The 22,968-nt window shown below is 59.1% G+C and carries 21 protein-coding genes and 1 tRNA gene; 9 read left to right on the top strand and 13 right to left on the bottom strand.

The window, feature by feature from the left end:
* Nucleotides 1-144 precede the first annotated feature (144 nt).
* The 3 genes from JKL48_RS04005 (at nucleotide 145) to JKL48_RS03995 (ending at nucleotide 3,529) form a co-directional block, all read left to right on the top strand.
* Complete coding sequence (locus JKL48_RS04005; RefSeq protein WP_201978780.1) at nucleotides 145-585, top strand: hypothetical protein; 441 nt, start codon at nucleotides 145-147, stop codon at nucleotides 583-585.
* A 102-nt stretch (nucleotides 586-687) separates the two neighbouring features.
* Nucleotides 688-3,084 (top strand): TonB-dependent receptor, encoded by a 2,397-nt coding sequence (locus JKL48_RS04000; protein ID WP_201978769.1) that lies wholly within the window; start codon nucleotides 688-690, stop codon nucleotides 3,082-3,084.
* 73 nt (nucleotides 3,085-3,157) lie between these two features.
* Nucleotides 3,158-3,529: a heavy-metal-associated domain-containing protein gene (locus JKL48_RS03995; protein ID WP_201978767.1), complete on the top strand. Its 372-nt coding sequence runs from the start codon at nucleotides 3,158-3,160 to the stop codon at nucleotides 3,527-3,529.
* Between the two features lie 341 nt (nucleotides 3,530-3,870).
* On the opposite strand, the gene JKL48_RS03990 is transcribed toward JKL48_RS03995, so the two are convergent.
* The 10 genes from JKL48_RS03990 to JKL48_RS03945 all read right to left on the bottom strand — a co-directional run bounded on the left by JKL48_RS03990 (nucleotide 3,871) and on the right by JKL48_RS03945 (nucleotide 14,774).
* Entirely contained in the window at nucleotides 3,871-4,494 is a 624-nt protein-coding gene (locus JKL48_RS03990; protein WP_201978884.1) for a fatty acid desaturase, read from the bottom strand.
* Nucleotides 4,495-4,869: 375 nt separating this feature from the next.
* Nucleotides 4,870-5,721, bottom strand: a complete 852-nt coding sequence (locus JKL48_RS03985; protein ID WP_201978765.1) for a 4-hydroxy-3-methylbut-2-enyl diphosphate reductase — start codon at nucleotides 5,719-5,721, stop codon at nucleotides 4,870-4,872.
* A gap of 99 nt (nucleotides 5,722-5,820) precedes the next feature.
* Nucleotides 5,821-6,291 carry a hypothetical protein gene (locus JKL48_RS03980; RefSeq protein ID WP_201978756.1) on the bottom strand — a complete coding sequence of 157 codons (471 nt, stop codon included), beginning with the start codon at nucleotides 6,289-6,291 and terminating at the stop codon, nucleotides 5,821-5,823.
* Between the two features lie 329 nt (nucleotides 6,292-6,620).
* Nucleotides 6,621-7,463 (bottom strand): phytoene/squalene synthase family protein, encoded by an 843-nt coding sequence (locus tag JKL48_RS03975; protein WP_201978754.1) that lies wholly within the window; start codon nucleotides 7,461-7,463, stop codon nucleotides 6,621-6,623.
* A gap of 61 nt (nucleotides 7,464-7,524) precedes the next feature.
* Entirely contained in the window at nucleotides 7,525-9,018 is a 1,494-nt protein-coding gene (locus JKL48_RS03970; protein ID WP_236668600.1) for a phytoene desaturase family protein, read from the bottom strand.
* A 145-nt stretch (nucleotides 9,019-9,163) separates the two neighbouring features.
* Entirely contained in the window at nucleotides 9,164-9,706 is a 543-nt protein-coding gene (locus tag JKL48_RS03965) for a sigma-70 family RNA polymerase sigma factor (protein WP_201978751.1), read from the bottom strand.
* Nucleotides 9,707-9,933: 227 nt separating this feature from the next.
* Nucleotides 9,934-10,833 carry a MerR family transcriptional regulator gene (locus tag JKL48_RS03960; protein ID WP_201978748.1) on the bottom strand — a complete coding sequence of 300 codons (900 nt, stop codon included), beginning with the start codon at nucleotides 10,831-10,833 and terminating at the stop codon, nucleotides 9,934-9,936.
* A 56-nt stretch (nucleotides 10,834-10,889) separates the two neighbouring features.
* Nucleotides 10,890-11,255, bottom strand: a complete 366-nt coding sequence (locus JKL48_RS03955) for a sterol desaturase family protein (protein WP_394368845.1) — start codon at nucleotides 11,253-11,255, stop codon at nucleotides 10,890-10,892.
* A 228-nt stretch (nucleotides 11,256-11,483) separates the two neighbouring features.
* The gene (locus tag JKL48_RS03950; RefSeq protein ID WP_201978734.1) at nucleotides 11,484-12,290 is read right to left on the bottom strand and encodes an enoyl-CoA hydratase/isomerase family protein; all 807 of its coding nucleotides are present in this window, start codon (nucleotides 12,288-12,290) and stop codon (nucleotides 11,484-11,486) included.
* A gap of 204 nt (nucleotides 12,291-12,494) precedes the next feature.
* On the bottom strand, nucleotides 12,495-14,774 hold the full coding sequence (locus JKL48_RS03945; protein ID WP_201978731.1) for a ComEC/Rec2 family competence protein: 2,280 nt from the start codon (nucleotides 14,772-14,774) through the stop codon (nucleotides 12,495-12,497).
* A gap of 128 nt (nucleotides 14,775-14,902) precedes the next feature.
* Here JKL48_RS03945 and JKL48_RS03940 point away from each other — a divergent pair, with 128 nt between their 5' ends.
* Complete coding sequence (locus JKL48_RS03940; protein ID WP_201978728.1) at nucleotides 14,903-15,838, top strand: phytanoyl-CoA dioxygenase family protein; 936 nt, start codon at nucleotides 14,903-14,905, stop codon at nucleotides 15,836-15,838.
* Nucleotides 15,839-15,911: 73 nt separating this feature from the next.
* On the opposite strand, the gene JKL48_RS03935 is transcribed toward JKL48_RS03940, so the two are convergent.
* On the bottom strand, nucleotides 15,912-16,346 hold the full coding sequence (locus tag JKL48_RS03935; RefSeq protein WP_201978720.1) for a GNAT family N-acetyltransferase: 435 nt from the start codon (nucleotides 16,344-16,346) through the stop codon (nucleotides 15,912-15,914).
* Nucleotides 16,347-16,511: 165 nt separating this feature from the next.
* Nucleotides 16,512-17,606, bottom strand: coding sequence for a PhoH family protein (locus JKL48_RS03930; RefSeq protein ID WP_201978717.1), 1,095 nt, complete (start codon nucleotides 17,604-17,606; stop codon nucleotides 16,512-16,514).
* 129 nt (nucleotides 17,607-17,735) lie between these two features.
* Here JKL48_RS03930 and JKL48_RS03925 point away from each other — a divergent pair, with 129 nt between their 5' ends.
* Nucleotides 17,736-18,506 (top strand): SAM hydrolase/SAM-dependent halogenase family protein, encoded by a 771-nt coding sequence (locus JKL48_RS03925; protein WP_201978714.1) that lies wholly within the window; start codon nucleotides 17,736-17,738, stop codon nucleotides 18,504-18,506.
* Nucleotides 18,507-18,666: 160 nt separating this feature from the next.
* On the opposite strand, the gene JKL48_RS03920 is transcribed toward JKL48_RS03925, so the two are convergent.
* Entirely contained in the window at nucleotides 18,667-19,854 is a 1,188-nt protein-coding gene (locus tag JKL48_RS03920) for an alpha/beta hydrolase (protein WP_236668599.1), read from the bottom strand.
* A gap of 122 nt (nucleotides 19,855-19,976) precedes the next feature.
* Here JKL48_RS03920 and JKL48_RS23510 point away from each other — a divergent pair, with 122 nt between their 5' ends.
* The 4 genes from JKL48_RS23510 (at nucleotide 19,977) to JKL48_RS03895 (ending at nucleotide 22,729) form a co-directional block, all read left to right on the top strand.
* Nucleotides 19,977-20,846: an antibiotic biosynthesis monooxygenase gene (locus JKL48_RS23510; RefSeq protein WP_317191893.1), complete on the top strand. Its 870-nt coding sequence runs from the start codon at nucleotides 19,977-19,979 to the stop codon at nucleotides 20,844-20,846.
* Nucleotides 20,847-20,885: 39 nt separating this feature from the next.
* A tRNA-Leu gene (locus JKL48_RS03905) sits at nucleotides 20,886-20,967 on the top strand.
* Nucleotides 20,968-21,109: 142 nt separating this feature from the next.
* Nucleotides 21,110-21,313, top strand: a complete 204-nt coding sequence (locus JKL48_RS03900) for a hypothetical protein (protein WP_201978711.1) — start codon at nucleotides 21,110-21,112, stop codon at nucleotides 21,311-21,313.
* A gap of 339 nt (nucleotides 21,314-21,652) precedes the next feature.
* Entirely contained in the window at nucleotides 21,653-22,729 is a 1,077-nt protein-coding gene (locus JKL48_RS03895) for a PAS domain-containing sensor histidine kinase (RefSeq protein WP_201978707.1), read from the top strand.
* The last annotated feature ends 239 nt before the right edge of the window (nucleotides 22,730-22,968 follow it).

Raw genomic sequence — 22,968 nt, 5'->3', positions numbered from 1 at the left:
TACTTATTTCCGACAAAGTGGCAGGCTCTTTTTATTACTGCCCCCGCAGCAAAACACGGCGCTGAGCAGGCAGCATATTGCACGTTACAGAACCGGATTTCGTACGGACAACGGCTTCGGATTGGCCGTACCTTTGCGGGTGCTATGCGTCCTCATTCCCTGTTTCGTCGCCTCGTCAGCCTCATGCTGGCCGTGCTGGTGCTCACCGCTTCAGTGGGCCTCACGGTGCAGCGGCTGACTTGCCGCATGAGTGGGCGCAGTACGGTGGCTGTTTCGGTAGCAGGCCGGGCGGAGCTGCGCGGCTGCGCGGGCGAGCTGGCCCCCACCAATCCCACCGCCAAGGACAATTGCTGCGATTTTACCAAGCAGCTGCACAAGCTGTCGGTACCGGCCCACGAGCAGGCCACGAAAGTGCTGGTGCCCACTCCATTGCTGGCAGTCGAAGCAGAGGCTATCAACTGGCCTGATGTGGCGGCGGTAGCGCTGCCGAGTGCCGGGGGCCCGCGCTGGTTTTCGGCCGACTCATCGCCTCCCCCACTGGGCGGACGTGAGCTGCTGGCTTTTGTCTGTACGCTGGTAGTCTAGAGATTCTGAATGCAGCCGAGGCGGCCTTGTCTGCCCCTCGGAGCTGGTCGACGCATTGATATGGTGCGGCGATTTTTCAGAATCACCTAACTTACAGATATTATGAGACTTTTAGGCGGGAAATACCCGCGCTTTTTTCTACTGTTCTTATTGGGACTTGGCATAGGAGCGGGCCGCGTGGCGGCCCAGTCGGCCACCATTGCCCCGGTGCGGGGTGAAGTGACCGAAGCGGGCAAGGCCACTCCCCTACCCGGCGCGGTGCTGCGCTGGCTCTTCGATGCCGCTGATGCCAATGCCCCGGTAATAACTGCAGCTGCCGACGACAAAGGCCGGTTTGTGCTGGTGCGGCCGGCGCGGGCAGCTTCGCGGCTGGTGGTGCAGGCGCTGGGCTACCGGCCCGATACGCTGGCAGTGCCCGCGACCGGCGCGCCGTATCTGCGGGTTGCGCTGCGGCCCAGCCAGGAGTTGGGCGAGGTGACCGTAACGGCACGCGGGCCTGCTTACTCCGCACTCACGCCGGCTAACGCGCAGATGATTTCCAGCCGCGACCTGACCAAATCGGCCTGCTGCAACCTGGCCGAGAGCTTCGAAACCAATGCTTCGGTGGAGGTGACTACTTCGGATGCCGTTTCGGGGGCCAAGCAGATTCAGCTGCTGGGGCTGGATGGCAGCTACTCGCTGCTGACTGTGGACAACCAGCCGGCCCTGCGTGGGCTGGCGGCCCCCTACCGGCTGGGCTACCTGGCAGGGCCGTGGATTGAGAGCATTGAGATTATCAAGGGAACGGGCTCGGTGGTGAATGGCTACGAAGCCATTTCGGGGCAGGTGAACGTGAAGCTGAAAGAGCCGGAAAAAACCGACCAGCTGCTGTTCAACATCTACGGCAACGACCTGGGCAAATTTGATGTCAACCTCAATACTTCGGCCCGCATCAACCCGAAATGGAGCACGGTGCTGCTGCTGCATACCGACCACCTGGGCAACCGCGTGGACCGCAACAACGACCGGTTTCTGGACCTGCCGCTGGCCACGCAGTTCAATGCGTTCAATAAGTGGAAGTACATTTCGGGGCACGGCCTTGTGAGCGAAGTCGGGCTGGGCGCGCTGCGCGAAACCCGCCAGGGTGGCCAGCTGGATTTCCGCGACACGGGCGAGGCGGCGTTCACGCAGAACTATGGTACTACCCAAGCCACCACCCGATACACTGGCTACGCCAAAACGTCGTACACCTGGCCGGCGCGCCCGTTCCAGAGCCTGGGCCTGCTGCTGAGCGGCACCGACCACGACTTTACCTCGCGGTATTCTTACGGCTACCAGAGCTACCACACCGACCACGCCCCCAGCCAGCCACCCTATCTGGTCGACAACCGCACCTTGCGCAGCTACAATGGGACCCAGCGCACCGGCCTGGCCACGCTGCTATTTCAGAGCGCCCTGGGCAACACGGCGCATGTGTACCGCACCGGTCTGAGCTTTCTCTACGACGCCTACCAGGAACGGCTGCACGACGGCCTGGCCTATCTGTTCAATTCGCCGGCCGACGTTGACGGCCGCGAGCTGCGCGCCCGGCGCGAGCTGGTGCCCGGCGCCTTCGCCGAATACACCTACCAGAACAGCCGCAACCTGACCGTGGTAGTGGGCCTGCGGGCCGACCGCCACAACCTCTACGGCTGGCAGGTGACGCCCCGCCTCAACGTGAAGTACGACGTGGCCAAGAACACCGTACTACGCCTGGCCGGGGGCCGGGGCTTCCGCGTAGCCAACCCCATTGCCGACAATGCGGCCCTGCTGGCCAGTGCCCGGGCCTTCGTTGTCGGCAGCAACCTACAGCCCGAAAAAGCCTGGAACCTGGGTGGCAGCGCTACCCAATATTTCACGGTGCTGAAACGGCCGGCCACCTTCGTGCTCGACTATTATGACACCGAATTCCAGAACCAGGTGGTGGCCGATATGTACACCTCGCCCGGCGTGGTTGAGATTGATAACCTAGCCGCCAATGGCCGTTCCTACGCCCGCAGCCTGCAAGCCGAGTTGCAGCTGGAGCCGCTCAAGGGCCTGCAAGTAAAGGGTGCCTACAAATACCTCGACGTCCGCACGACCTACGACAACATCTTATTACCCAAGCCCCTGACTCCGGCGCATCGGGCCTTTGTGAACCTGGGTTACGCCAGCGCTTTCGATAAGTGGCGGGCCGATTTCACGGTGCAGTGGTTTGGGCAGCGGCCGGTGGCGCACGTCAGCAGCACGCACGCGCACGGCACCGGGCAGGAATACACGCCCGAAACCGCGCCCCGCTACGCCCTGCTCAACACCCAGCTCACCCGCGCTTTCAAGCGGCTGGAAGTGTACGTGGGCGTCGAAAACCTGACCAATTACCGCCAGCCCAACCCCATCGAGGGCGCCGCCAACCCGTTTGGGCCGGCTTTCGATGCGGCCATGGTGTGGGGGCCGGTGTACGGCCGCCTCACCTACGCGGGCCTGCGCTACCGCATCGAGTAATTGGTGCGCCATTTAATTTTTCCGGCAGCAATTTTGTTACGCTGCCATTAACCCGATTTTTTTCACTGCTGATATGAAATTCCTCCTCTCGCTTCCGCTGTTCGCGCTGCTCAGTTTTTCGCCCAACGCCAAGGCCCAAACCGCCCCTGTTGCGGCGGCCCAATCTGCCGGCCTCGCTACGGCTCAGTTCAAAACCTCCGCCGTGTGCGACATGTGCAAGGCCCGCATTGAGAAAAGCCTTGCCTACGAAAAAGGGGTGCAAAGCGCCGTGCTCGATGTCCCGACCAAAGTCCTCACTGTGCAATACAAAGCAGACAAAACAACCCCCGCCGCCCTGCGCACCGCCGTGCAAAAAACCGGCTACGACGCCGACGAGCTAACCGCCGACGCCCGCGCCTACAACCGCCTGCCGGACTGCTGCAAGAAAACCAACGCGGTGCACTAATTGTCTGAACCGCAGATTGTCGCCGATTTAACGGATAAGAACGGATTCGATATCCCTTCTTTTAGCTGTATAGTTGAAACCAAAAAAGGCCGTAGTCTCTGAGACTACGGCCTTTTTTGGTTTTTAAGTACTCGTGCATTAGTAACTGTATTCGCTCGAACGTCATGCTGAGCTGGTCGAAGCATCTCTCCCGCAACAGTAAATCAAATTACTTGCGCGGGAGAGATGCTTCGACCAGCTCAGCATGACCACCTTTTCACTATCCGGTTACTTTTACTTGACTACTTATAACAACATGTTTGAATCCGTTCTTATCCGTTAAATCGGCGACAATCTGCGGTTCAGACCTTCGCCCGCCACAGGCGCCACCAGGGCAGGTAGGGCTGGTCGTGGTGTTCGTAGTGGTAGCCGAAGAAGTAGCAGCTCACAAATGCCCACAGGTGATGGCGAAACTGGCTGCGCGACTTGTGGGGGTTGTCGGGCGCGTGTTCGCCCCGGTGCGGCAGGTAGGTCCCAAAAAAGAACAGCTGGAGCGTGGCCAGCACGGCCGGCACCATCCAGAAGGCAATGACATTGGCTTGGGGGAAAAAAGCCTTCAGCACGTTGTATGTCGCGGCCATTAATGCTACTTGCCACCAAGTCACGTAGTTCCAGGCGAAGCGCAGGAACCAAGGCAGAAAACCAGGGTGGCGTCCATCGTGAAAATCAGGGTCGTCCGTGGTGCCAACGTGGCGGTGATGCGCATGGTGCTTGGGCAGCTGCCCCGGAAACCAATTGTAGGCAAACAGGCCGGCGGCCAGTGTACCCAGCGCATTATTGAGCCGCTTGTTGGGGCTCACCACGCCGTGCATGGCATCGTGCGCCGTGATGAACAGGCCGGTGTAGAGGTGCGTTTGCAGCAGCGCCAGCAGATAAGGCGCCGGCGAATACCAGTCGGGGCGATACCAAGCCAGCAGGTAGCCCATCAGCCCGGCCCACAGCACCAGAATCAGCAGCGCCACCGCTACCCCGGTGGCTCCGATGGCTGCTGGGGCAACTTTTTTGGCTGAAGTGGCAAGGGCTGGGGTCAAAGCAAGCTAATTGATTGAAAGTGATATCTATAAACGTCCTACTCATCTGGCGTCCGCTTGCCGAAGCATTACGCGTGAGGCAGTATGCAAATCGCCTGTCATCCTGAGCTTGCGAAGGACCTTCTCACCGCTGAACGGAACGGGTTGCAGTAATATGTAAGCTGAGCGAACGTGAAAAGGTCCTTCGCAAGCTCAGGATGACAGGCGGCGCGGTAGAGATGCTTCGACAAGCTCAGCAGGACGTTTTTTATTTTGACTAAAACCTCCTATTTACAAAGTCAGCAGCCGGTCACGGACTTGCTCCATCAACCACATGGGGGTGCTGGTGGCTCCGCAAATGCCTACCGATTGCCCCGGCTGGAACCAGGCGGAATCGATTTCGGCTACGTTGGAAATAAAATGGGTATTCGGATTAGTTTCCAGGCAGACCTGGAAAAGCACCTTGCCGTTGGAGCTTTTAGTGCCCGACACGAACATAATCTGGTCGTATTGGGCGGCAAATCGGCGCAAGTCCTTATCGCGGTTGCTCACCTGCCGACAGATGGTGTCGTTGGCATTCACCTGGTAGCCCCGTTCCTCCAGCTCGTTCTTAATGTTGTAAAAGCTGTTGGTGCTCTTGGTGGTTTGGCTATACAGGGTAATATTTTCGGGCAGCTCGTGGCTGAGCAGTTCGGTCAGGTTCTCAAACACCACGGCTTCGCCGCTGGCCTGGCCCAGCAGGCCCAGCACTTCGGCGTGCCCGTGCTTGCCGTAGATAAAGATTTTTTCCTTTTTGTCGTAGCTGGTTTTGATGCGGTTCTGGAGCTTGAGCACCACCGGACAGCTGGCATCAATCAGGGTCAGGTTGTTTTCCATGGCCATCTGGTAGGTGGCCGGGGGCTCGCCGTGGGCCCGGATGAGCACCGCCTCGTTGCGCAGCTCGGCTAGCCGCTCGTGGCAAATGATGCGCAGGCCCCGGGCTTCGAGGCGCTGCACTTCTTCGTCGTTGTGCACGATGTCGCCCAAGCAATAGAGGTAGCCTTGCTCATCGAGCAGGTCTTCAGCCATTTGAATGGCGTAAATCACGCCAAAACAAAAGCCGGAGTTGGGGTCGATTCGGACGCTGAGGTGCAAAGATGGCATACGTCAGGACTAACCGGGAAGGTACGGTTAAGGTTGCGATACCGGTGTGTTTTCGGTAGGCTCAAAAGCTACGTCAGAACCCCTGGGCTTGGTTTGGGCCTACTCGGCTACTTTCTTCAGCCGCTCCGCCTCGGCATCGCTGACGTGGCCACGGCCTACCAGGAAACTGCGCACCGCGCGAAAGGCTTCGGCGTCCAGGCCCGACCGGGGGTGGCTGAGCGCCGCGTTGAGCAGCAGCTCTTTGTCCTCGTCCACATGCTTGCTTAGGCCCAGGAAAGCCGGCAAGTTGCTTTCGACCGAGAAGCGCAGGAAGCGAATTTCGGGGTTGTGCGGGTCCAGGCTCACGGCTTGCTCAAAGGTGCGGGCAGCATCCTGCACGTAGGTGAGCTTGTTGAACATGGAAGCATCGCGGGCCCGAATGGCTTCCGAAGCAGCCTTGTAGCCCAGCACCAGGGCGTCGCGGTCTTTGTAATCGACCAGCAGCTTGTAAAACTTTTCGCCAGCCGTTTTATCGGCGGCGGCCTGCTCGTAGTGGCGGCGCAGGGTGGCAGGATGGTAAGGGGACGACACAGTGGTGGTAATGAAGGTTGAGTAAGGAAGACGCGTTGCCTCGGGCGCTTTGGCTGCCCAGCCCGCGTCGGCCCCAAGTGACGACGACCAAACGCCTATTCCAAGGGCCCAAAACAAGAAAGCAGCTTTCCTCATGATAATGGCAAAATTACGGCCGTTGGCCTAAGTCAGCCCGGTTAACACAAGCGCGAAGCCTATAATTCGCCGCAACGCTTTTCAGAAGGGCCTACGTAGAGCGGCCCCCGTGGTTGAGCGGCAGCGGCCATGACCACCAACCCGGACCGACGGCACCGGGCCACTAGCGGGCGCTTGCACCACCTGCTTTTGCGCTAGATGCGCGACAGTCGGTAGCGGAAATAAGACCCCAGCAGCAGCAGGAATTTGGTGTTGTCCGGCACCCGCACCCGCTCGCCCAGAATGCGGGCAGCCGGCAGCTTCTTGATTTTATAAAAGAGCTTGAGGTAGTACACGTAAGCTAAATAAACGCCCAGCTTAGCCGAGCGGGGCAACTGCTGAATCCCCACGTACGCCGCCTCAAAATCGGCTTTGATGTCGGCCTCAATTTCGGTTTTGGTCGCATCATTAAACCGTGCATAGACCACGCCGGGAAAATACACGCGGCCCCGGTCTTCGTAATCGGAGCGGATGTCGCGCAAAAAATTCACCTTCTGAAACGCCGAGCCTAGGCGCCGGGCCGGCTCGCGCAGCCGTTCAAACAAAGCCTTGTCGCCGTCGCAAAAGATGCGCAGGCACATGAGTCCCACCACTTCGGCCGAGCCGTAGATGTATTCCTCGTACAAATCGGGGTGGTAACTCTGGTCTTCCAAATCGAGCGCCATGCTGTGCAGAAACGCCTCAATAAACTCCCGGTCGATGCCGTAGCGCCGCACCACGTCCTGGAAAGAATGCAGCACCGGATTGAAGCTCAGGCCCGTATCGAGGGCCTCGTAGGTTTGCCGGCGAAAGTCAGCCAGCAGCGCGGCCTTGTCGTGGTCATGAAAAGTATCCACAATTTCATCGGCCCACCGCACAAAACCATACACAGCGTACACCGGCAAGTGCAGCCGCTCATCGAGTGTGCGAATGCCCAGCGTGAACGAGGTGCTGTAGCGCCCCGTGATGAGCTTGCTACACGCCAGACTGGTATCGGTGAAGAGTTTAACGTGGTCCATGGTTGAATGAGAAATGAAGCATGAGGAATGAAGAATTGTCACGGGGATAATTCTTCATTCCTCATGCTTCATTCTTAATTTCCTTAAGCACTTCGCCTGCCACTACCTGCCCCGAAATGAGCGAAGGTGGCACGCCGGGTCCGGGCACGGTAAGCTGGCCGGTGAAATACAAATTACTGACCTTTTTGCTTTTCAAGGTAGGCTTCAGAATGGCGGTCTGCTTTAGGGTGTTAGCCAGTCCGTAGGCATTGCCTTTGAAGCTGTGGTAGTCCGCAATGAAGTCGCGGTGGGCGTAGCTGCGCTTGAACACCACGGCGTCGCGAATCGGGTGGCCGCAATGCTTTTCCAGGCGGTCCATCAGCTGGTCGTAGTACCGTTCGCGGGTATCGGGGTCATCGGTCAGGTTAGGAGCCACAGGGATGAGCAGGAACAAGTTTTCCTGACCTACGGGCGCCACCGTGGGGTCGGTTTTGCTGGGCACTGAGGCGTAAAAGAGCGGCTTGGTGGGCCACTGCGGCTGCTCGTAAATCTCGCGGGCGTGCTGATTCAGGTCTTCGTCAAAAAACAGGTTATGGTGACGCAGTTTGTCGAGCTTGCGGTTGACGCCGAGGTAAAAAAGCAGGCTCGACGGCGCCATCACGCGCGATTCCCAGTATTTGGCGTCGTAGTGGCGGTATTCGGGCTGAAGCACCTCTTGCTCGATGTGGTGGTAGTCGGCGCCGGCCACCACGGCCGCGGCCGGGAAAAAACCGCTCGTCGTGCGCACCCCGGTGCTACGGCCGTTTTCCACCACAATTTCCGTCACCTCCTGGTTGTATCGAATTTCAACGCCCAGCTCCTGCGCCAGCCGCACCATGCCTTCCACAATCTTGTGCATGCCGCCTTTGGGGTACCAGGTACCCAGCGCCAGGTCGGCGTAGTTCATCAGGGAATAGAGGGCCGGCGTGTTCTCCGAAGTAGCGCCGAGGAAGAGAATGGGAAACTCCACCAGCTCCAGTAGCCGCGGGTCCTTGAAGAACCGGCGCACGTGCTTGTGCATGCTTTGCAGCACGTCCATGCGCACCATGTCGACCAGCAGTTTGGGGTCAGCAAACTCGAAAACCGAGCGGCTGGGCGCATACACCAATCGATTGATGCCAACTTCGTATTTATAGGCCGCCTGCTTCAGAAACTCGTCGAGGCGAGCGGCGCTGCCGGGCTCATAGCGCTCGAACAGGGCGCGCAGCTCGCTCATCTTGGCCGGAATGTCCACCGCCTCGGGCCCCCGAAAAATCACCTGATACGACGGGTCCAACCGCTCCAACTCGTAATAATCGGCTACTTTCTTACCAAAGCGGGCAAAGTATTTTTCGAACACGTCGGGCATCCAGTACCAGCTCGGCCCCATGTCGAAGGTGAAGCCCTGGGCGCGAAATACGCGGGCCCGGCCACCGGGACCCTCGTTTTTTTCCAGCACTATGACGCGCCAGCCAGCCTGCGCCAGCGTGGTGGCCGCCGCCAGGCCCGCGAAGCCGGCGCCAATGACAATAGCGTGTTTGGAGGTGTTGGTTTGCAAAGGGAGTTGGTTACACTAAAACCTCATGCATCGTTGCGCTTTGCATGACGGCTGATGAGTACGAATGTTCGCACAAAACAAGCCGCCGGCCCCGCGCCGCGAGTTGCAGCAACAAGGCCGGCGGCCAAAAACCAGCACCAGGCAGCTAGTCTTCAATGGTTTCGGCCGCCGAAGCTCCGACCGGCGCATATACCTGCAGCGCGGATTTCAGCTCCTTGCGGGCAATGTGGATGCGGTTTTTGACGGTGCCGATGGGGATTTGCAGCTTTTCGGCAATCTCCATGTACTTGTAGCCGATGTAGTACATCATAAACGGCGTGCGATAGTCGCTGCCGAGGCTGGCAATGGCTTCGTTGATGTCGCGCACCACAAAATCCGACGTCGCGCCGTTGTGGGTGATGTAGTTCTGGTCGGTGTTGAAATACTGGAAATACTCCGTCGAATCGATGTTGGAGCTGCGCTTGGTAATCTTGTTGTAGTTGTTGATGAAGGTGTTGCGCATAATGGTATACAACCACGCCTTCAGGTTGGTACCGGCTTTAAATTTGTCTTTATTGAGCAGGGCCTTGAGGAGGGTTTCCTGCACCAAATCCTTGGCATCATCAGCGTCTCGCGTCAAATTCATGGCGGCGGGCCGGAGGGTGAGCGAAATCTTCTGCACTTGCGAGGTAAATTCTAGCGAAGTCATGCTGTTTAGCTTTTCGTGGCCGATTGTTAAACAAATATACGCGCCGGCCGCGAATCAGGCCAGCTCTCGCGCAAAGTATTTTGTTCGGCATGCCGAACTCTTTCGCGCAGGCGCGGCAAGGTACGCCCTATTAGAGGTTTAGCCCACTGAATTTCCCGCTGAATTGTTATCGTTTTGTGAAGTCAGCACCCTTCAACTACGAGCACAGGCCAGAATTGGATTGAAACCTAAGCGGCCACGATTTCGGGCACCTGCTCGGCAATCAGGGCCAGGAAATCGGTCATCAGCACCGGCGAAATGCAGTTTTCGGGCAACACCAGTCCCTCCTGCCGGGCCAGCGCCCCGTAAAGCACCACCGGTTTGCCGGGGCATTGGGCCGAAACTTCGCGCGCAAATTCCGCCACCCGGCCGCGCTCCGGCTGCGAGGTCAGCACCGTCACCAGCGCATCGGGCTGGTAGGTGGCGCACACGGCGCCCAGTTCGGCCGTGGGCAGATTCTGGCCCAGGTAGAGGGTATGCTGGCCGCGGGCCCGCAAGGCGTAGTTCATAAAGAGCAGCGCCAGCTCGTGCAGCTCTTCGGCCGGCAGAAACAGCACCCAGCGGCGCGCCGTGGTGGGCACGCTGGGCAGGGCATCGGTAGCGGCCAAGATTTTCTGCCGGAGCAAATGCGCCAGCAAATGCTCCTGGGCGGGGTTCACGGTGCCCGCCAGCCACATCAAGCCTATGCGCTGCAAAAGCGGATAGGCCACGAACAGCATCATTTTCTCGAAACCCAGGCGCTTAGTGGCTTCGCTAAACAATTGGTTGAGGCGCAACTCATCCAGGCTGAGCATGGCGGCCAGTAGGGCATTTACCTGGCGATGGTAGTCGTGGGCATCGTCGCAGCAGGCTAGCACGGCCTGTTTTATCTCCTCATCCGACAGGCAGGCCACCTGCGAAATGCGCTTGCCCCGGCCGCACAGCGTACTCACATTGAGCAGCCGGCGCAGGTCGTCGTCGCAATACGTCCGAATGTTGGTGGCGGTACGCACCGGGCGCAACAGGCCATAACGCTGCTCCCACATCCGAATGGTGTGCGCCTTGATGCCCGAAAGCTGCTCTAGGTCGCTGATGGAATAATGGCCCATTTTAGTTAATTAAAAATCACGATTTGAGAATTAAAAATTGACGCGCGAAAGCTGTGCTAATATTCCGCTGCTCTGGATTCACTTTTAATTTTCTCTTTTTTAATTTTTAATTGTTTGCGCGCTAATTCCAAATACTTCGGCGACACCCAGAGCAGACCAAATTCGGCCGAGCCGTCGCGTCCGGTAGTTTTGTGGTGGGTTTTGTGGGCCATGTTAAGCGCACGTAGATAGGGATTCTGCGACTTTTTCCAGAAGCGCAAACGGCCATGAATCAGCACGTCGTGCACAAAGAAATAGACCGTGCCGTAGCAGGCAATGCCCACGCCCACCCAAAACCACCAGCGCCCGCCATTATCGCCGGTGACGAACAAAGCCGCCGAAATTGCGCCGTAAACCAGAAAAAACAGGTCGTTGCGCTCCATCGGATGGGGCTGCCGAACGTGGTGCGAACGGTGCAAAAACCACAAGGGCCCATGCTGCACAAATTTGTGCATGAACCACGCCCAAAACTCCATAAAACCGAAGGTGGCGAGGGTAATGCTAATGGCGGCGAGGACGCTCATGCAGGGGTAACCAGAACAGGAAAAGGTTGTTTGTAAAAAACAGCCTTTTTAGCGGTTAACGTATTTTTTCTGCTCACCATTAATTTTCTACCACCCAATCCGCTCCTTGCTCAGGAAAGCGGCAATGCCTTTGCGGCAATCTTCCGAGCCGCGGGCTTCGGCGTTGCGCTGGGCGGCGTAGCGCAGGCCTTCTTCCAGGTCGAGCTCGGGCAGACGGGCCAGCATCTCTTTGGTTACCTCCATGCTCTGGCCCGAGTTTTCGCGGCACAGGCGCTGGGCGTAGGTGCGCACATTGTTGGCCAGTTCTTCCTTGGAGGCCAGGAAGGTGATGAGGCCTATTTCCTGCGCCGTTTGGGCCGACACCGGGTCGCCGCTGAGCAGCAGCTGCTTGGTGCGGGCCTCCCCTATTTTGCGCAGCAGAAACACGCTCACAATGGCCGGCAGAAAGCCGATTTTTACTTCGGTGTAACCAAATCTGGCCTCGGGCACGGCAAAAGTGATGTCGCAGATGGCAGCGAGGCCACAGCCACCGGCAAGGGCGTGGCCCTGCACCTGCCCAATCACCACTTTTTTGAGGGTGTAAATCTGGTGAAAGAGCTGCATCAGGTGCGTGCTGTCCTCCAGGTTGTCGGTGTAGCCGAAACCTTGCAGCTCTTGGATATAGGCCAAATCGGCACCGGCGCAGAACACTTCGCCAGCGGCGCGCAGCACGATTACCTTCACAGTTTCATCGTTTTCAGCAAACTCGAAGGCTTGTTTCAACTCGGTTACTACGTCGGCATTCAGGGCGTTGCGCTTGTCGGGCCGGTTGAGGGTGATGTAGCCGATGCGGTCCTGGGCTTCGTAACGGATGTAACGAAGGGCTTCGAGTTCGGGCGTGAGCAGGTTTTCCATAGGAGCGGGGTTGGCGCGGACGGATGGTTAACAACAAGGATACCACCCGGGGTTGAATGGTGGCATCAGGTAGGGCAATTAACGCAAAAAATATGCAGGCGGACTTGTTTACCTGACCAACCTGTTCGCTACGACGCCGAAAGCGTGGTATGGGACAACTCGGCGCGGGTGGGGCCTACGGTTGCTTGGGCCTCATAATCATTGCTATTCGGGCAGCGGCTCCGGCGGTGGGCACCGGAAAGCGCCTTGCGCCGTCACGTCCCAGGTACGAAAGCCGTGGGCCCGAAAGCTGGAATCGAGGCGGGCCACGTACCAGATTTTGCAGGAAGAGTCGAATACAATGTTGGCCTGCGGGCCAAACACCGCCGCCACTGTTTCGGGCTTGACTCGGGCATTGCGCCGCAGCACCAGCACATCGACCGTGACAGGGCGGGTGGCTGAAGAAATTCGGTTTGAAACAAACCCAATGCGCAACCCGCGCCAAGATGCCAGCACCACCGGGCCGGGCCGAAAAAATGCGTTTCCGTTGGCGCTATCGGGGTCGGCGAGGCGCTGCACGGGCACCGTGCAGCCCCGCCAGCCCACGCGGTAGGCGGTGCGGCGGGCCGCCCGCTGAATGATGCCCGGCAGCAGTCGGTAGGTGCGCTCGGTTTCGTTGAGCGGCACCGAATCGGGCGTGACAAACTCGGCCGAAGCGCCCTGCCAGAACCCCACCGCCGAACGGCGTGGAATACTGTACACGATAAATTCCTGGGTGGGTGCCACGGCGCGGGCTTCGGCCACCCGGCTGCCCGCGTAACCCAGCAGCAGCAGCGCCATGCCGCGCAGCCACCCGATTCGGCGGGTGTTGAGCCAGGCTAAGAAAGTGCCAATGAGCCCAAAAATGAGCACAGTTTGCAGGGCCGAAACGTGGACTTCGCGCACCACCCAACCAGCGAAATGGCGGCTAATAAATGCGATGTATTGGTTGAACATCCAGACCATCCACTCGAATACCCATGCTACTGCTTTCGGTCCCCAGTCCAACAAGGGGGCGGCCTTCGGAAGCCAGATGCTGGGTAGAAACACCAGTCCTTTTATCGCCAGCAACCCTAGCCCCACATACACGGCACCGCTCGAAATGGGCACCGCCACTAAGTTGGAGAACAAAAAGCTGAACGGGAACTGATGGAAATAATACAGCCCCAGCCCAAACGTGGCCACCTGCGCAGCCAGCGACAGCGCTACGGCCTGCCATATTTTATCCAGCAGCCAGCCAATTTTCTTCCACAGCCACTGAACCACTTTAGGCTGCCAGGGCCGCTGCCGGGCGTAGAAATAGCCTTCTACGTCGAGCCAACGGGCAATGCGCGGCTGAATATAGACGATGCTCAGTACCGCCAGAAACGAAAGCTGAAAGCCTACGTCGGCCACCAGAAAAGGATTCCAAAGCAGCAGAAAAAAGGCAGCGACGCCCAGCGTGTTGAAGATGGAGCTTTGCCGCCCCCAGGCTTTGCCAATGATAAAAAACGTGAACATCACCGCCGCCCGCAGCACCGATGCCGACAGCCCGGTGAGAAACGCGTAGCTCCAAATCACGCCCAGCCCCAGCAGCGCCGACCAGATGCGGAACCCCGGCATACGGCCAAACAGCTTCTGCAGCAGCCACGACAGGGCATAAAACAGCAGCCCCACCTGCAAGCCGCTCACGGCCATGATGTGCGAGGTGCCCGTGCTGCTGTACGCCTGCTTGGTTTCCGAATCCACATCATCCTTGATACCAAGCACCAGCGCCGAAGCAATGGCATACTCCCGCTTGGCGTGGATGTACTGCCGGAAAACACCATCGAGCACCGCCGCGGCCCGCATACTCCAATAAATCAGAATATTCGGCGGCTCATTTCGCAGCCTGCGGTACTGGTCGGGGTGGATGTATTGCTGGTGGTACACCTGCCGGTACTCCAGATAGCGAGCGTAGTCGAACTCGCCGGGGTTGAGCGGGGGCTTGCTGGGGTCGGGGTGGCCGCGAATGAGCCAGACTTCGCCGTACTGCGGCTGCGCAATGCCGGCCACGCGCGGCAAAGACACGCGCACGCCGCCCGTGGCCCGGCGCCAGCGGCCGGCCACGCGCACGGCCTGCACCCGCAAGGTGGTAGCGTAGGTGGCGGCGCGCACCACGGTGGCCTCGTCCACCACGGCCTGGTAGCATTCCACTTTATCGCCGAAGCGGTAGAGGTGGTCGGCCCGGCGGCTATCGGTGGCGCGCTGGGTGAGCGTGGCCCCCAGCGCAACAATGGCCAGCAGTGCCAGCACCCCGGCCGCATCGGTAGCCGCCGGGGAGGGCCGGCGCACGCTCCAGCCGATGAGGCCGGCCGCCAGCACGGCCAGGGCTACCGTAGCGGGCCACAACTCCGGCCAGGCACCGCCAAGGTAGAGGTAGGCCACTATCCCGATAATGAGAGCGGGCGTGTAGCGCACAAAGGGAAAAGTGGCCCAGGTAAGCATAAGAAGTTGGTAGAGACAGCCAGCATATTGAACTGGCAATGTACCCGTTTGCCCTCAAACCGCCGCCGCTCCCGGTTCAAACCGTTAACTGAAGCAGTATCTTGGGGCATCGAAAGCCCTTGCCACCCATGTTTTCTTACCTGCGCCGCCTCAAGCTCAGCTACGCTGCTTACAATATTTTTCAACCCAAGCGCCTGGCCCACAACTTGCCTATTTACGCCAGGCTGGGACTGAAGAAGCAATACTTCTCCCCCATCAGCAGCCGCGACTTTGCCCACCTGCCCGCCAATGCCGGCCTGCCCACGGTGCCGCCTCTGGCTGAACGCCTGAAGGCCCTTTCCGCTTTCCAACAGCTTCCGGCAGCCAGTCAGGCCAATTTGCTTGCCTTCGAAGACAACGGCTTCGCCATCCTGCCCGGTTTTTTCAGTGATGAACAGGCCGAAGGCATCAACCAGGACCTGGCCAGCCTCATTGCAACCCAACAAATCAGCCTGCGCTACCGCAACAAGTTCATGTTCGCCTTTCGCAAGTCGGCCCGCATCCGGGCGGCCGGCGAAGGTGCCTTGCGGGAACTGGTAGCGGCGTTGCTGGGCCACGAAACCAAGCTATTTCAAAGCATTAACTTCCTGACTGGCAGCGAGCAGCGTACCCATTCCGACAGCATTCATATGAGTACCTTCCCGCTGGGCGGTATGGCCGCAGCCTGGGTGGCGCTGGAAGACATCACGCCCGACAATGGCCCGCTGCACTACTACCCCGGCAGCCACAAGCTGCCGTATTACCTAAATGCTGACTATCAGAACGAAGGCAACGACTGGCTCATCGGCGACAAGGAATACACTGAATACGAGGCGTACATCAACCAGAAAATTGCCGAAGCCGGCATCCCGAAACAGATTTTCCTGGCCCGCAAAGGCGACGTCTTCGTGTGGCACGCCAACCTGATGCACGGCGGGGAGCCCCACACGGATAAAGCGTTGACGCGCAAAAGTATGGTGTTCCACTACTTCAGCCAGGCCCACATCTGCTATCACGAAATCACCCAGCGCCCGGCGCTGCTGTAGCGCGAGCTTTGTAGTTCGCGTCCCCGCACCAAATCGTTGTTGTTTCGAGACGCGAACCACAAAGTTCGCGCTACTACCCCAGCACCATTTTATAGTGCTGAATGCCAGCTTCCTCAAACATTTCCCCTTCTTTCCGAAATCCGTGCCGCTCGTAGAAGCGCACGGCGCCAATCTGCGCATTCAGGTACACCTCGGCATCGGGCAATTCGGCCTGCACGTCGGCCAGCACGGCGTGAAGCAGCGTGGCTCCAATCTCCTGGTTGCGAAATTCTTCCAGCACCGCAAAGCGCTCCAGCTTCACGCCGTTTTCGGTTTCGCGCCAGCGAGCCGCGCCGGCAGGCGTGCCATCGGCCGTGCGGGCCAGATAGTGGCGGGCATCGGTGCGGTCATGAATGTCGTTTTCGAGGTTGGCGGGCACACCCTGGCCTTCTACAAACACTTTTTCGCGGATGGTGAAAGCGGCGTCAAGGTCGCGCAGGTCGGTGATGCGGAAGGCGGTAGCGGGCATAGGTGGTTGGGGCTAAAAGACAGGACGTCCAAAGTCCAAATTATAAAAAGAACGTCATGCTGAGCGCAGCCGAAGCATCTCTACTGCGCAAGTAATTTATTTACTTTTGCCAGTAGAGATGCTTCGACAGGCTCAGCATGACGTTCTGATACTTGCAGCGAAGCGTTACAGCGCCTGCTCGTGGTTCACGGGCAGCGCCGTTTCGGCTTCCGGAGCGGCGCCGTCGAGCAGACCTTGCTCGCGCAGGCGGCGTTCGTGGCGCTCGTCGCGGCGGGTGGCGCCGTTGGCCTGGGCCTGGCGCACCTGCTCTTCGTTGTCGAATTTGTCGTAGGCCTTCACAATTTCTTTCACCAAGCGGTGGCGCACCACGTCCTCGGCGTTCATCTCGACGTAGCCGATGCCGGGCACATCTTTCAGAATGTCAAGCGCCTGCATCAGACCCGATTTCTGGCGGGTGGGCAGGTCAATCTGGCTGCGGTCACCGTTCACCATCACCTTGGCGGTGGGGCCCATGCGCGTCAGGAACATCTTAAGCTGCGAGGGCGTGGTGTTTTGGGCCTCGTCGAGCAGCACGAAGGCATTGTTCAACGTCCGGCCGCGCATGTAGGCCAGCGGGGCTATTTCAATGATTTTATTTTCCTGGTAAAACTTCAGCTTTTCGGCCGGAATCATGTCTTCCAGCGCGTCGTAAATCGGGCGCAGGTAGGGGTCGACTTTCTCCTTCATGTCGCCGGGCAGGAAGCCCAGGCTTTCGCCGGCCTCCACCACGGGGCGCGAAATGATGATTTTCTTCACCTCCTTGTTTTTAAGCGCGCGCACGGCCAGCGCCACCGAAATGTAGGTTTTGCCGGTACCGGCGGGGCCCAGGGTAAAGGTGAGGTCGTGGGCCATCACGGTGTCGACCAGCTTTTGCTGGTTGGGTGTTTTGGCTTTGATGACGCCGCCCTTGGCCCCGAACAGAATGACGTCGGGCGAGGCGGCTAGCACCCGTCCTTCGGCCTCTTCACTGGTGGCGGAGAGGTATTGGTTGACGGTTTTGTCGGTAATCTGGCCGTATTGGTGGTAGTGCTCGATGAGCGACGACAATAAATCGTTGATGCGGGAAATGACTGCCGGCTGGCCCTGAATCTTGATTTCGTTGCCGCGGCTGATGATTTTGGAACCCGGAAAAGCAGCAGCTAACTGCCGGATATTCTGGTTGTCGGGGCCGAGGAAATCGACCAGGGACATGTTTTCGAGGGTGATGACTTTTTCGACCAAGAGCGGGGAGAGGAGGTATGGAAGCCAGCGGGCTGGCAAAAAAGAAAGGGGCCTTTCCGGGTAAACCGGCTACTTTTGCCCCGGTTCGAGCGGACTGACAATACTACGAAAAACTACCGAACGCAGGGCATGGGCTTGATTACGTTGCTGACCGATTTTGGCTACCGCGACCATTACGTGGCGGCGCTAAAAGCGCGGTTGCTCCAACTGGCCCCGGCGGTTCCGGTGGTCGACATCAGCCACGGCGTCGAACCCTTCAACATCGCGCACGCCGTTCACGTTCTCCAAGCCGTATTTCGGGATTTTCCGGCCGGCACGGTTCACGTCATCGGCGTCGACGACCACGGCGCGGGCCCCGAGCCGGGCTGGCAGGCAGCCCGCTTTAAGGGCCACTACTTTGTGGCCGGCGACAACGGCATTCTCTCCCTGCTCTGCAACGGCGCGCCCGAGCAACTGGTGGCCCTGCCGGCGGCCGTCACCTCTTCCCCCACGCGCGATGTGCTGCTGCCCGCCGCCGTGGCTCTGGCTCTGGGCGAGGCGCTGGAAAGCCTCGGCCCGGTCGTAACGGAATTTCACCGGCTCAATAACCGCCAACTGCGCTTGCAGGACCACCGCATCACCGGGCACGTGGCCCACGTGGACCACTACGGCAACCTGGTCACCAACATTTCGCGCACGGCCGTGGAAGCCGTGGGCCACGGCCGGCCCTTCACCGTGCACTTTGGGCGCGAAGTGGTGCGCGAGTTGCACCCACACTTCTCGGCCGCGCCTCCCGGCGAGGCCGTCACCGTCTTCAACAGCCAAGACTGCCTCTGCCTGGGCATTTGCCAGGGCAACGCCTCGGAGCTGCTGGGCCTGCATTTCGACTCGCAGGTGGACGTGCGCTTCGTGGTGGAGTAAGCGAGTGCCGGAGAATTCTTGCTATAAATTAAAAACGTCATGCTGAGCGTAGTCGAAGCATCTCGCGTGCAATAGTAAATAAATTACTGCTGCGGTAGAGATGCTTCGACTCCGCTCAGCATGACGTGCTGGGGTGTTCTGGAAAGCTCAGAGTGACGAGTTACTTCAGCGCGCTTTTTAGGTCGCTTACGGCTACTCCCTGGGCGTCTTTAGCTTCGGGCACTACGGCTGCCATGCCGAAGAATTCGTGCGTCGTGCCGTCATACTTTTTATAGTTGACTTTCACGCCCGCAGCCGAGAGCTTGTCCGATAAAGTCTTGCCTTCGCTTGTGAGCGGGTCGTAATCGGCCGCAATAATGGTGGTGGGCTCCAAGCCTTTCAGGTTGGCAGCTACCAGGTTGATGCGCGGGTCTTTCGCATCGGCAGGCGTGCGCAGGTAATTCTTGAAGAACCATTCCATGCCGCCCTTGTTGAGGGGCGCGGTTTGGGTGTTGGCCTGGTAAGACGGCGTGTTGGTATCGGAGCCGGCAATGGGGTACACCAGCACCTGGTACTTGGGCAGGGCCACTTTCTTGTCGCGGGCCATGATGCTCACGTTGCAGGCCAGGTTGCCGCCGGCGCTTTCGCCTACTACGGCCACTTTATTGGGGTCGCCTTTCATGCTGGCAGCGTTTTTCAGTACTGCCTGATAGGCCGCAAAAGCGTCGTCGTGAGCGGCGGGGAATTTATGCTCCGGGCCTTTGCGGTACTCTACCGACACCACCATGGCCCCCACCTGCTCGCACAGCGCCTGGGCCGAAGCAGCGTAGGTGTCGTTGGTGGCAATGACCCAGCCGCCGCCGTGGTAATACACAATAACCGGGAACGGCGCCGTCCCGCTTTTGGGCGTGTAAATGCGGGCTTTCACGCCGGGAGCAATGGTTTTGGTGGCGGTGTCGCAGTTCAGGGGCGGCGCCGGAATGTTGCTCACGCGCATCTGCTTCATGGCCGCATCGGCAGCGCTGGGCTGCTTACGGGCCTGGGCAGCGGTGAGCTCGGGGAAAGGCTTGTTCTTAAAGCTCATCAACTGCTCGATGACGGCCTGCATTTCGGGCTTGATGTTGGGGCCCCAGGCGGGTTTCGCGCCGGTGGGTTTTACCGCGCCAGCGGTAGCGCCGGTGCTGTCGGCCTTGGCCGTGACGGCGGCACTGTCGGAAGCCGCATTGGTTTCTTCCGATACCACAGTGGCCGTTTTGTCGGATTCGGTAGCGGTGGGCTGGCTATTGCAACTGCTCAGCAACAGGCCGCCCGCCAGGGCAGTCACCATCATCCACGCGGCAGTAACCGGCTGGGGGGAAAGGAATTTCATGAAAAATGTGAAAAATGTGAAAAAATGTGGACTACGTTTCAACACTCTTACGCTTAAATTGTCGGGAGAGGTTTTATTTTCTGTTGACATTTGTTCCTGAATTGTTATTTCCTGCCCCACTCATGCTTGTTCGCATTGTCCGCATGACCTTTGAACCGCGGTACGTGTCGGCCTTTTTGGTGCTTTTTCACGAAAGCGCGCCGCGTATCCGGCAACAGCCCGGCTGCCGGCACCTCGAGTTGTGGCAAGATGCCGACCACCCGGCCACTTACTGCACCCATAGCCACTGGGACGATGCGGCAGCCCTGAATGCCTACCGCAAGTCGACCCTTTTTGGTGAGGTGTGGCCGGCCACCAAGCGTCTTTTCGCCGCCCCGCCCGTAGCCTTTTCGGTGAATCCGGTGTTGTATCCGTACACTTATTCCCAACATCTGCCCGTATTTCCCATGCCCGACCCCTCTGATTATTTCGCTTTCTACGACCTGCCCCATTCCTTCCGGCCCGACGAAGCCGCCCTCAAACGCCTCTACTACGCCAAGAGCCGCGAAACGCACCCCGATTTCCACGCCACCTCCTCGCCCGAAAACCAGGCCGAGATGCTGCGCCAGGCCACCCTCAACACCGATGCCTACCGCACCCTCTCTGACCCAGATAAACGCATGGCCTATATCCTGCGCGAAAATGGCCTGCTCGAAGAAGGCAAAAAGGAACAGCTCCCGCCCGATTTCCTAATGGACATGATGGAGTTGAACGAGCAGTTGATGGACCTGGAAATGGATGCCGACCCCGCTGGCATCACCAAAGTGGCCGCCGAAGTTCAGGCCCTCGCCGATACTCTCGATGCCGGCATCGAGCCCGTTCTCGCTGGCTATGAGCAGCTCCCCGCCGACCACCGCCCGGCCGCGCTCCAACAAATCCGTACCTACTACCTAAAAAAGCGGTATCTGTTGCGCATCCAGCAACAGCTAGCTACCTTTGCAGCCCGCTCCTGATACCGGCAGAGCGGAATTGTTCTGAATGAAGTTCATCCTGCCCGGATGGCGGAACCGGTAGACGCGTTGGTCTCAAACACCAATACCGCAAGGTGTGCCGGTTCGACTCCGGCTCCGGGTACGACCCCTCACGACGTGAGGGCGCAGTTAAGCCCTCAAAAAGCCGTGAATCAAGCAATTGACGCGGTTTCTTGGGGGCTTTTTTGCGTTCATCATCAATGGGTTTACCCAGACTTACCGAAGTTTTTACGCCACCTCGCAATGTGGTGCCCGAAGTTATTGCCTCGCTCAAAACCATTCCGCAAGGCACCGCTACTACGATTTGGTGCGCGACGAATCCGTTATTAGCTACCATCGGCGGGGTGCATTGTGAGGGCGCGGATATTGCCGGCTTGGCGCTTGGGCAGGTAATGCCGGCCGGGGTGAAGCCGTATGCATTGGATGAATCCGCGGCCAAGCGGCTGTAGCAATTGACCCAAGAGATGGCGGGCATCGCCGTTGACACGGCGGGATAACGCACGAAGAAATCACGGGTGCGCAGTTCACGCCGTCGCACCTGCCTGGTTGAATTACTGGACCTGTGTTCGTTTGGCAACCGCCAGTTGAAGCAGTTGATTACCAAGGCTTCGCCTAAGCCCCGGCGTTGGTCCGGGGATTATTTTGCGGCGGCGGAGATGCTTTTTTCTGAAGTTGAGCATTGAGCTTACAGAACTTTTCGTAGTAAGGAGTCAAGGATTCGCCACCGTTCAGTTTGTGGATGAGCTTTGGAGCATGGTAACTATTGCCGTTCTTGCACTTCTCCTCCAATGGAAAAAGACCCGTTCGCTGAACCCGCCGTACCCGCCCTGCTTCACTCCGAAGAAGAATTTCGCCTGTTTTTGGCCGCCAGCTTTGACATTGTGTACAAAATGAGCGCCGACTGGCGCTACATGTACCGCTTGGTTGGCAAAACCTTTCTCACCGACACCTTTGCCCCCACCGAAACGTGGCTGACGAGCTACATTCCGGCTCCGCAGCAGCCTCAGGTGCTCGACTGGATTGCCCAGGCCATTCAGTCCCAAAGCATGTTTGACCACGAACACCAGGTCTTCCAAGCCGATGGCTCGGTGGGCTGGGTGCATTCGCGGGCCGTGCCCGTGCGCAACGCCGAGGGCGAGATTACCGAGTGGCTGGGCACGGCCATCAACACGACGCCGCGCCGACGGGCCGAGCAGGCGTTGCTTGAGCAGCAGCAGGCCGTATTTGTTGCCGTGCAGGAAGCCGAGGAGGCCGAGCGGAAGCGCATTGCCGAGAACTTGCACAACGGCATTGGCCAACTTCTCTTCGCCGTCAAGCTACGCCTGGAACAGTCGCGGGTTTTGCTGCCCACTCCGAATGCAAGGGTCGACGCCCTGCGGCAAGAAACCGATGAGTTGCTGGCCGATGCCATCCGCCAGGTACGCACCATTTCGCACGAGCTGGTGCCGATGGTGCTGGAGGAGTTTGGCTTGCCGGCGGCCGTCAAGGACTTGTGCCAAAAAATGAGCGGCGTGGTGCTGCGCGTGAAATGCCAGGTGCATCTCGATGAAGAGTTGCCGTCGCTGACGGGTTCGCTCCAGCTGGCCCTCTACCGCATTGCCCAGGAACTGCTGCAGAACGTCGTCAAGCACGCGACCGGAGCCACCCACGCCAGCCTGGAGCTGGAAAATGTGCCGGGGTTTGTGCTGCTGCGCGTGGAAGACAACGGGCCGGGCTTCGCCGCCGACATGCTGCCCGCGGGCGCCAGCATGGGCCTGCGCCACATCCGTGACCGGGTGACGCTGCTCGGCGGCACCATCGAGGTGGGCAAAATGCCCCACTCCGGTGCCTACGTGCGCCTGCGCCTTCCGGTGCCAATGGGATGAGGGTGCTTCTCCCGCAACGGTTCTTGGCTTTCATCAACCGGCGAAGCTGTTTCACGGAATAAGCGGAGCGGCCGGAGCGTCAGCAGCGGCCCGCTGTGGCTGCATCGAACACGCGGCAGAAGATGCTGCCACAAGTCCTGCCAATGTCCTTCTTCGTAAAGTCATTCGTCAGCAGCTCATCGGCTCATCAGCGGCGTCCACGTGCCGCATCGCCCTGGTTAGAGCGGTTTCGCACTCGG

Origin of the sequence: Hymenobacter rubidus, from assembly GCF_016734815.1 — a bacterium.
GTDB lineage: Bacteria > Bacteroidota > Bacteroidia > Cytophagales > Hymenobacteraceae > Hymenobacter > Hymenobacter rubidus.
This window is presented reverse-complemented; position numbering and strand designations above follow the sequence as displayed.

Excerpts from the sequence above, each read along its gene's own strand:
- JKL48_RS03950 (WP_201978734.1), bottom strand. The coding sequence starts at position 12,290 with ATGGAAAACCTGCTCACGCCCGAACTCGAAGCCCTTCGTTACATCCGT.
- JKL48_RS03925 (WP_201978714.1), top strand. The coding sequence starts at position 17,736 with ATGGGCTTGATTACGTTGCTGACCGATTTTGGCTACCGCGACCATTAC.
- JKL48_RS04005 (WP_201978780.1), top strand. The coding sequence starts at position 145 with ATGCGTCCTCATTCCCTGTTTCGTCGCCTCGTCAGCCTCATGCTGGCC.
- JKL48_RS03940 (WP_201978728.1), top strand. The coding sequence starts at position 14,903 with ATGTTTTCTTACCTGCGCCGCCTCAAGCTCAGCTACGCTGCTTACAAT.
- JKL48_RS03960 (WP_201978748.1), bottom strand. The coding sequence starts at position 10,833 with ATGGGCCATTATTCCATCAGCGACCTAGAGCAGCTTTCGGGCATCAAG.
- JKL48_RS03990 (WP_201978884.1), bottom strand. The coding sequence starts at position 4,494 with ATGGGCTACCTGCTGGCTTGGTATCGCCCCGACTGGTATTCGCCGGCG.
- JKL48_RS04000 (WP_201978769.1), top strand. The coding sequence starts at position 688 with ATGAGACTTTTAGGCGGGAAATACCCGCGCTTTTTTCTACTGTTCTTA.
- JKL48_RS03975 (WP_201978754.1), bottom strand. The coding sequence starts at position 7,463 with ATGGACCACGTTAAACTCTTCACCGATACCAGTCTGGCGTGTAGCAAG.
- JKL48_RS03955 (WP_394368845.1), bottom strand. The coding sequence starts at position 11,255 with ATGGAGCGCAACGACCTGTTTTTTCTGGTTTACGGCGCAATTTCGGCG.
- JKL48_RS03945 (WP_201978731.1), bottom strand. The coding sequence starts at position 14,774 with ATGCTTACCTGGGCCACTTTTCCCTTTGTGCGCTACACGCCCGCTCTC.
- JKL48_RS03920 (WP_236668599.1), bottom strand. The coding sequence starts at position 19,854 with ATGAAATTCCTTTCCCCCCAGCCGGTTACTGCCGCGTGGATGATGGTG.
- JKL48_RS03995 (WP_201978767.1), top strand. The coding sequence starts at position 3,158 with ATGAAATTCCTCCTCTCGCTTCCGCTGTTCGCGCTGCTCAGTTTTTCG.
- JKL48_RS03935 (WP_201978720.1), bottom strand. The coding sequence starts at position 16,346 with ATGCCCGCTACCGCCTTCCGCATCACCGACCTGCGCGACCTTGACGCC.
- JKL48_RS03965 (WP_201978751.1), bottom strand. The coding sequence starts at position 9,706 with ATGACTTCGCTAGAATTTACCTCGCAAGTGCAGAAGATTTCGCTCACC.
- JKL48_RS23510 (WP_317191893.1), top strand. The coding sequence starts at position 19,977 with ATGCTTGTTCGCATTGTCCGCATGACCTTTGAACCGCGGTACGTGTCG.
- JKL48_RS03985 (WP_201978765.1), bottom strand. The coding sequence starts at position 5,721 with ATGCCATCTTTGCACCTCAGCGTCCGAATCGACCCCAACTCCGGCTTT.
- JKL48_RS03895 (WP_201978707.1), top strand. The coding sequence starts at position 21,653 with ATGGAAAAAGACCCGTTCGCTGAACCCGCCGTACCCGCCCTGCTTCAC.